Origin of the sequence: Streptomyces sp. SID5785 (assembly GCF_009870065.1) — a bacterium.
Lineage (GTDB): Bacteria > Actinomycetota > Actinomycetes > Streptomycetales > Streptomycetaceae > Streptomyces.
The window spans coordinates 1-8,409 of the sequence record NZ_WWIA01000340.1 but is presented as its reverse complement, the minus strand read 5'-3'; the positions used below and the strand labels follow the sequence as shown (position 1 = coordinate 8,409).

General features: G+C 72.4%; 6 protein-coding genes. 3 read left to right on the top strand and 3 right to left on the bottom strand.

The features are described 5' to 3' along the window. Together GTW43_RS11125 and GTW43_RS11120 are read right to left on the bottom strand one after the other, a co-directional pair. Positions 1–1,224 (bottom strand): sigma-70 family RNA polymerase sigma factor (locus tag GTW43_RS11125; protein ID WP_161301491.1); only part of this gene is annotated, 1,224 nt, incomplete at its 3' end. Between the two features lie 317 nt (positions 1,225–1,541). Beyond that, positions 1,542–2,297 carry a TetR/AcrR family transcriptional regulator gene (locus tag GTW43_RS11120; RefSeq protein WP_161301490.1) on the bottom strand — a complete coding sequence of 252 codons (756 nt, stop codon included), beginning with the start codon at positions 2,295–2,297 and terminating at the stop codon, positions 1,542–1,544. Between the two features lie 372 nt (positions 2,298–2,669). Here GTW43_RS11120 and GTW43_RS11115 point away from each other — a divergent pair, with 372 nt between their 5' ends. Continuing rightward, the gene (locus GTW43_RS11115; RefSeq protein WP_161301489.1) at positions 2,670–4,130 is read left to right on the top strand and encodes an NAD(P)/FAD-dependent oxidoreductase; all 1,461 of its coding nucleotides are present in this window, start codon (positions 2,670–2,672) and stop codon (positions 4,128–4,130) included. A gap of 167 nt (positions 4,131–4,297) precedes the next feature. Then, positions 4,298–5,929 carry a SpoIIE family protein phosphatase gene (locus GTW43_RS11110; protein ID WP_161301488.1) on the top strand — a complete coding sequence of 544 codons (1,632 nt, stop codon included), beginning with the start codon at positions 4,298–4,300 and terminating at the stop codon, positions 5,927–5,929. 15 nt (positions 5,930–5,944) lie between these two features. Here GTW43_RS11110 and GTW43_RS11105 read toward each other — a convergent pair whose 3' ends face one another. Further along, positions 5,945–7,222, bottom strand: a complete 1,278-nt coding sequence (locus GTW43_RS11105; protein ID WP_161301492.1) for an MFS transporter — start codon at positions 7,220–7,222, stop codon at positions 5,945–5,947. Positions 7,223–7,353: 131 nt separating this feature from the next. Here GTW43_RS11105 and GTW43_RS11100 point away from each other — a divergent pair, with 131 nt between their 5' ends. Then, positions 7,354–7,908, top strand: a complete 555-nt coding sequence (locus GTW43_RS11100; protein ID WP_161301487.1) for a MarR family transcriptional regulator — start codon at positions 7,354–7,356, stop codon at positions 7,906–7,908. Positions 7,909–8,409: the final 501 nt, after the last annotated feature.

Below are 8,409 nucleotides of genomic sequence, written 5' to 3'. Positions count from 1 at the left end.
GATACCGGCCTTCGCCGGGGCGCCGAGCCCCTCGGACGCCGCGCCGCTGGCCGCACCGCCCGAGGCCCCGCCGGTCGCCGCGGCCGCACCGCCGGCACCCGCCGCGCCCAGGGCGCCGCCACCGACGAGCGCAACGACCTTCGCGTACCCGGCGGCGCCGAACCAGCCGATGACCGCGATCGGCACGACCGCCGGGATACCGCTGGCGACTTCCTTGATCTGGCCCGCGGCCAGCCGGCACTTGGCGCACTCCTCCAGGTGCTTGCGCAGGCCGCGCTCGGCGCGCGTGCGCAGGCTGCCGCGGGCGTACGCGCCGAGGCGGTCCGCGTAGCGGGAGCACTCCTCGGACTGCACGAGGGTGGCCGACACATGGGCCTGGAGGTAGGCCTCCTTGAGGCCTTCGCGGGCGCGCTTGGCCAGTACCCGCGTGCCGTTGGCGTCGAGCCCGAAGAGGGTGGCCACCTCGCTCGGCGACTCGTCCTCCACCTCGGTGTGCCACAGCACGGCCTGCCAGCGCTCGGGCAGCGAGCGGAAGGCCTGCATGGCCATCGACTGCTCGGCCTCGTGCATGGCGCGGACGTCGGCGCCCAGCTCCAGGGTGTCGTCGTCGAGGACCTCGCTGGACCGCGCGGCCTGGTCGGCGAAGAGCGCGAAGTCGTCGACCAGGTGCTCGCGCTTCGCGGACTTCGTCCAGCCCGCGGCGACCCGGCGCACGGTGGTCAGCAGATAGGCGCGCACCGCGTACTCGGGCCCGCTGCCGCCGCGCACGGCCTGCAGCATGCGGGCGAAGACCTCGGCCGTGAGGTCGTCGGCGGTGTGGCCGTCGCGGCAGCAGGTGCGGGCGTACCGGCGGACGGCGGCGGCGTGCCGGCGGTACAGCTCTTCGTACGCGCTGTCGTCGTCCGCGCGCATCCGGCCGATGAGGTCCGCGTCGGACAGCGGGGCGTCCGGCGGCGGGCCGGAGAGCAGCGCGTCGGACAGGGAGGCGTCGCCCCCGGCGGTCTCCACGGGGGCCTCGGCGGCTTCGGCGGCATCGGGGCCGAGGCCCTCGCGCTGCGCCGGTACGGACGCACCGGCCGCCTCGGCGTCGCCCGGTGCCGGTGCGGGGGCACGCCCCGGACCGCCCTGGCTCGGCACCTGCCGTGCCGCCTCGCCGGGTGCGCCGCTCTCGGCGTCCGTCCCCGGTCCGCCGGGCTGCTGCTCGTCCCGCCCGTCAACGCTCATCGCGGAAAGCCCCCGACCGCACACTCTGACCCGAACACCGGGAAAGAGTGCCACACGGGTGGCGGCCCGCGCCGGTCACTGCACAGCAACCACTCATCCGTGGAGTTTTCCCGCCCGGAAGCTCTACGATCCGCTCGCCCGGGTAGGGGTGAACTCCCGTTCAATACATGTCAGTTGGCCGTGAGCGGCGACGCGCTGCCGTTCGCGGCCCGGGGCGTGCTTCGAAGTCCCGTCCGCCTCGCCCGCCCTCCGGGCGGACGACGCCACGTGCGAGACACGCCCCGGGCGCGCACCGTTCCTCTCGCGGATCCTGCCGGTCACGCGGGCCGCGAGCGCAGACCCTCCAGCAGGATGTCGAGCAGCCGGGCCGAGGCCGCCGCCTGCTGCGCGGCGTCCGGCAGCGAGGGCGCCGCCGTGGCGATCACGAGCAGGACGTCCGCCACGGTCACGTCGGTGCGCAGCTCACCCGCCTCGCGCGCCCGGTCCACGAGCCGGCCCACGACCTCGAGCAGCGACGCTGCCCCCGAGTCGTCCGCGGGCAGCGTCTCGCCCTGCGCCGCGCGCTGCTCGACCAGCCGCAGGTCCGGCACGTCCGCCGCGGACCGCTGCTGCGGCACCCGCGTCTCGTCCCGCTCCTCGGGCACGCCCACGCGCAGCACCTGCGGCGGCAGCAGCCGGCCGGCACCCGAGGCGACCGAGGTCCGCAGGAAGCGCGACAGCGCCGACCACGGCTCGTCCTCCTGGCCGAGGGCGGTGCGGGCCTGGTCGGTCAGCCGGGCCGTCTCCTCCTCGGCGATGCGCCGCACCAGGACGTCCTTGCTCGGGAAACGGCGGTACACCGTGCCCACGCCGACACGGGCACGGCGCGCCACGTCCTCCATGGGAGCCCCGTACCCCAGCTCGCCGAAGACCTCGCGGGCGGCCCGCAGGACGTGCTCCAGATTGCGCTGTGCGTCCACCCGCAGCGGTGCGGACCGGGAACTGTCACCCACGCTCCGGCCGTTGGCCCCGCCGGGGACACTCGTCGGCGCCACCGCGGACGCCGAGGTCCAATGAGAATCCTGAATGTGCATATGTGTTCCCCCGGTAATGACGTCTCCCCCCGGAGACACTCCCCGTCATTTGTCAGCCGGTGCGTGAGGAACAGACAGAGAAGTCCGGCAGCCGCCCCTGCGGAGCCGTCAGTGCGTCCCCCGACACCCCGACACCCCGAACATAGTTGACCGAGAGTCAATTCAGAAGGGGCAGGTTCCGCACGGAGCGCCCCCCGAACGGAGTACGCGACGATTCCACCCCGATTGCACCACCGCCCGCCCCCCACCGCTCCCACGCTGACCTGCGCGCCTCCCGCCGGGCCGGCCCCGCCCGCCCCGCCCCGCAACCGGTACGACGCACTCCGTTCCGTCACACAAATTGTCGAGGCTGTGGACAAACGCAGGCCCCCGATGCGTCATGGGAGGGTGAGGGCAGCAAACGACCGGGGGACGACCCCCACACCCGGCAAGGGTGCGCGCATTCTCGTTGTCGGCGGCGGATACGTCGGGATGTACACGGCCCTGCGCCTCCAGAAGAAGCTGAAACACGAGCTCAGAAACGGTTCCGCGGAGATCGTCGTGATCACCCCCGACCCGTACATGACCTACCAGCCGTTTCTGCCCGAGGCCGCCGCCGGATCCATCTCGCCGCGCCACGTCGTCGCCCCGCTGCGCCGCGTCCTGCCGCACTGCCGGGTGATCGTCGGCGCGGTCGAGTCCGTCGACCACGCAAAACGGACCGCGCTCTACACCACCCTCGCCAGCTCCGACGAGGGCACCGGCCCCGCCTCGCTCCCCTACGACGAACTGGTCCTGGCCCCCGGCTCGGTCTCCCGCACCCTGCCCGTGCCGGGACTCGCCGACCACGGCATCGGCTTCAAGACCGTCGAGGAAGCCGTCGGCCTGCGCAACCACGTCATCGAACAGCTCGACATCGCCTCCTCCACCCGCGACCCCGCGATCCGCGACGCCGCCCTCACCTTCGTCTTCGTCGGCGGCGGCTACGCGGGCGTCGAGGCCCTCGGCGAACTCGAGGACATGGCCCGCTTCGCGGCGAAGCACTACCACAACATCAAGCCCGAGGACCTGCGCTGGGTCCTCGTCGAGGCCAGCGACCGCATCCTGCCCGAAGTCGGCCCCGAGATGGGCGAGTACACGATCCGCGAACTGCGCGGCCGCAACATCGACGTACGCCTGGGAACCCGCCTCGAGTCCTGCGAGCACCGCGTCGCCGTCCTCAGCGACGGCACCCGCCTGCCCACCCGCACCGTCGTGTGGACCGCCGGCGTCAAACCCAGCCCCCTGCTCGCCGCCACCGACCTGCCGCTCGACGCCCGCGGCCGCCTCACCTGCACCGCCGCGCTCGCCGTCGACGGCACCCCGCACGCCTGGGCCGCCGGCGACGCCGCCGCCGTCCCCGACGTCACCGCCGACGAACCCGGCCGCACCTGCGCGCCCAACGCCCAGCACGCCGTCCGCCAGGCCCGCACCCTCGGCGACAACATCGCGGCCTCACTGCGCGGCGAACCCCTCACCGACTACGCCCACGCGTACGCCGGATCGGTCGCCTCCCTGGGCCTGCACAAGGGCGTCGCCCACGTCTACGGACGCAAGCTGAAGGGCTACCCTGCCTGGTTCATGCACCGCGTCTACCACCTCAGCCGGGTGCCCACCGTCAACCGAAAGGCCCGAGTCCTGACCGAATGGACGCTCTCCGGACTCTTCAAGAGGGAGATCGTCTCGCTGGGTTCCCTGGAGCGGCCGCGCGCCGAGTTCGAACTCGCGGCCGGGGGCGTCCCTCCTGAGGACCCATCTGCGGGACCGCCCGGGCCCACCGACGATCCCTCCACGGACCCGAAAGGGTCGTCCTGACCGTCCCGTTGACGCTCGCCCCACGGGCCGACGGCGGCCCCACCACCGGAACGCGGAACTACCGCAGGCGAGCCGGCGTCTGACGTTTGTCAGTACGGTCGGCCAGACTGGTCCCCGACCATGGGCGGGCGCATCGCCCGACCACGACCCCACGAGGCTCTTCCCAAGTGAACTTCACACGCTGGAGCGCCCGGCTCCCCGGAACGCAGCGCCGCGCCGCAGCGCGGGCCGACCACGGCGTACCCCAGCGGGGCGAGGGTGCCGTCCCCGCCGCCCGCGCCGAGCACCCGCCCGGCGAGACGGGCGGCGGCATCGACACCCTCCCCGTCCGCGACGTCCTCGACCGCATCCCCGGCCTCGTCGCCCTCGTCCAGGGCCCCGAGCACCGCCTCGCCTACGTCAACGACGCGTACGCGGCGGCCTTCGGCGAGCGCCCCACGGGCGAACCGGCGCACGCCGCCCTCCCCGAGCTCGACGAACTCGGCCTGCTCCCGCTCCTCGACCAGGTGCTGCGCAGCGCCAGACCCCGCACCGTCAAGTCCCGCAAGACCTCCGGCGGCCGCTCGTACACCGTGACCTGCACTCCGCTCGACACCGGCGACGGACCCGGCATCCTGATCTTCGCCGCGGACGTCACCGACCACGCCGAGGCCGCCGAGCGACTGCGCACCAGCGAGCGCCGCCAGCGCGAGACCGCCGTCACCCTCCAGCGCTCCCTGCTCCCGCAGGAGCTCGAGGAGCCAGACGACCTGCGCATCGCCGCCACCTACCAGCCGGGCGGCACCGAGGCCGCGGTCGGCGGCGACTGGTACGACGTCATCACCCTCGGCGGCGGCCGCACCGCCCTCGTCATCGGCGACGTCATGGGCCGCGGGGTACGCGCCGCCGCGGTCATGGGCCAGCTGCGCACCGCCGTCCGCGCCTACGCCCGCCTGGACCTGCCCCCGCACGAAGTACTGCAACTGCTCGACGGCCTCGCCATCGAGATCGACCCGCACCAGATCGCCACCTGCGTCTACGCGGTCCACGACCCGAACGAGGGCCGCCTCGTCTACGCGTCCGCCGGCCACCTGCCGATCCTCGTCCGCGACGAGAACGGCACGATCCACCGCGCCGGCGAACCGACCGGCCCCCCGCTCGGCACCGGCGGCTGGCTGCACGCCTCCGGCTCGGTCCCGCTCGGACCCGGCTCCACCGCCGTCATGTACACCGACGGACTGGTCGAGCGCCGCGACGAGGACATCGACGAGGGCGTCGCCGCCCTCGAACACGCGCTGGCGGGCGCCACCGGCAGCCCGCAGGTCGTGTGCGACCGGCTGATGCGTGCCCTCGGCGTCACCGCCGACCACGACGACGACGTCGCCGTCCTCGTCCTCCAGCACCCCGCGCGCAACGGCACCGACGGCGAACTCTTCCGCAACGCAGCGCTCGAACTGCTCGGCGGCGTCGAGGCCACCCCGCGCGCCCGCGCCTTCGCCTCCGGCGTCCTCACCAGCTGGCGCTTCCCGGTGGAGCTGCACGACCTGGGCGTCCTCGCCGCCAGCGAACTCGTCGCGAACTCGCTCCAGCACGGCACCCCGCCCATGCGCCTGCGGCTGCGCCGCACCGACCGCCGCCTGATCATCGAGGTGACGGACGGGGACGACCACCTGCCGCGGCGCCGCCGCGCCGAACCGGGCGACGAGACGGGCCGCGGCATCGCCATCATCGCGACGATCGCGTCGAACTGGGGCTCGCGCCGCACCCCGGGCGGCGGCAAGGCCGTCTGGTGCGAGTTCGTCCTCCCCGACCAGGCCTGACGCTCTCCCCGGGGCTCAGCCCGAGGCCACCGAACCGGCCGGCTCGGGCGTGCTCTGCATGACGATCCGGCTGCCCGCGAGCGACGGCTGATTCTGCACCGGCGTCAGCCGGCGGCCCAGGCGCAGCGCCAGCGCGGTGATACCGAGCGAGAACAGCATGAACGTCACGATGTACGGACCGTGCAGCGCGGCGCCCATGGGACCGCCCACCGCCGGACCGACCGCCAGGGCCAACTGCTTGACCAGGGCGAACGCCGAGTTGTACGACCCGACCATGCCCGCCGGGGCCAGATCGGCGACCAGCGGTGCCACGGTCGGCGACAGCATCGACTCACCGAGCCCGAAGAGCGCGTACGTCGAGATGAACGCGGCGGTGGCCATGGCCTGGCTGCCGTGCCCGAGGCCCGCGTACCCCGCGGCCGCCCAGGCGACGGCCCAGATGACACCGACGGCGGCGATCACCCGGGAGCGCTTGCGCCGCTCGACGAACTTGAGCACGGCGAACTGCGCGACCACGATCATCGCCGTGTTCGCCGCGAGGGCGATGCCCAGCGTGGACGGGGAGATGCCCGCGGCCTCGACGCCGTAGGCGCTGAGCCCCGACTCGAACTGGCCGTAGCAGGCGAAGAACAGCACGAAGCCCAGCACGCACAGCTGCAGCATCGCCCGGTGACCGAGCAGCGTCCGCAGCCCGCCCTTGGCGTCGCCCTTCGGCACCGCCTCCCCGAGGTGGTGCCCCTGCGGCATCCGGACCGTCAGCACGATGCCCGCGAGCACCAGGAACATGACGGCCTCGATGCCGAAGAGCAGCAGGAAGCTGTCCGGCCGGTCCACATCGACGATCTGGCCGCCGATCAGGCCACCGATGCCCAGGCCCAGGTTCTGCAGGAAGAACTGCATGGCGAAGGAACGCGTCCGCGTCTGCGGGCTGGAGCACCAGACGATCATCGTGGCCAGCGCAGGCTGCAGCACGGCCGTGCCCGCACCGAGCACGGCGGCGGCGGCGATGGCGGCGGGCTCACTGACGGCGAGCCCGAGCCCTATCGCGCCGACCGCCGCGACGCCCGACGCCACGAGCAGCACGGGCATCGGCCCGCGGCGGTCGATGGCACGGCCGGTGAACGGCAGGACGACGAGGGCGGCCATCGCGAACGCGGCCAGCACGATGCCGGCCGCACCGGCCCCCAGCTCCCGCACCTCCGCCACGTACACATAAAGGAACGGAACCGTGAAGCCCACTCCGAACGAGCTCAGCGCACTGCCCATCTGCACACGCCGCATCGCGGCGCCCATCGCCCTGGTCACTTTCACCTGCCTCGACTGTGGAAGCCTTCACCCTGAAGACTTCGAACCTAAAGTTAGAAGCTAAACAATACACATCCGAGGACTTCGACGCCAACCGTCTCCGTGCCATACTGCGCGGCATGGCGGACACCCCGGGCGGCCCGGCAGCGGAGCCGACCCTCGAAGAGCAGATCGCCGCGTACCAGCGCGAGTTCCAGGACCTCGACCCCCAGGTCGAGCAGATCGTCTCGGCGCTGGGGCGGCTGAACCGCCGCATGAACGTGGCGTACGGCCGGCAGACCGCGGAGATCGGCATCAGCAACGCCGAGTGGGAGGTCCTCAAGGCCCTCGTCCTCTCCGGTGCCCCCTACCGGATGGGCCCCGGCGAGCTCGCCAAGGGACTCGGCCTGACCCCGGCGGCGATGACCCACCGGATCGACCGCATGGTCCAGGAGGGTCTGGTCACGCGGGACCGCGACGAGAACAACCGTGTCCGCGTCATCGTCGAGCTCACCGCGGAGGGCCGCGAGAAGTGGCTGGAGGCGATGCGCCTCGCGACGGTCTTCGAGGAGGACCTCCTCCAGGACCTGACCTCGGTCGAGCGCGGCCTCCTAGGCGAGGTGCTCACGCGCCTCCTCCGCCGCGTGGAGCACGCGCAGCCGGACGCCGGCGGTCGGCTCAGCGATCTCGACTGACGTTCACGAGGGTGGGGGTTGACACGCCCCCGGGCGATCCGTAAGGTTCTTCGGGTTGCCACGGGGCCGTAACGGTTCTGCGACAACACCTTCTGCCGCGGACGCGGCACCCACACCATCCGCACGATCTCCCGACGGGATTGATTTCGGCGTGTCCGAATTCAATTCGAAATCGGGTTGCGCATGCCCTGATCCACTCGATTAGGAACTGCCGCGAGGATCCGCTAAGGTCTGGGACGTCGGAACGGCCCAACGGCCGGGAAGACAAACCCACTTGACTGGGAATCAGGCCCGAAAGGATCTGATAGAGTCGAGATCGCCGGAAAGCCGAAAGGCCGGAAAGCGAAAGCGAAACCAGCAGGACCCCGAGGAAATCGGCCGGTGAAACGGTCTGATAGAGTCGGAAACGCAAGACCGAAGGGAAGCGCCCGGAGGAAAGCCCGAGAGGGTGAGTACGAAGGAAGCGTCCGTTCCTTGAGAACTCAACAGCGTGCCAAAAAT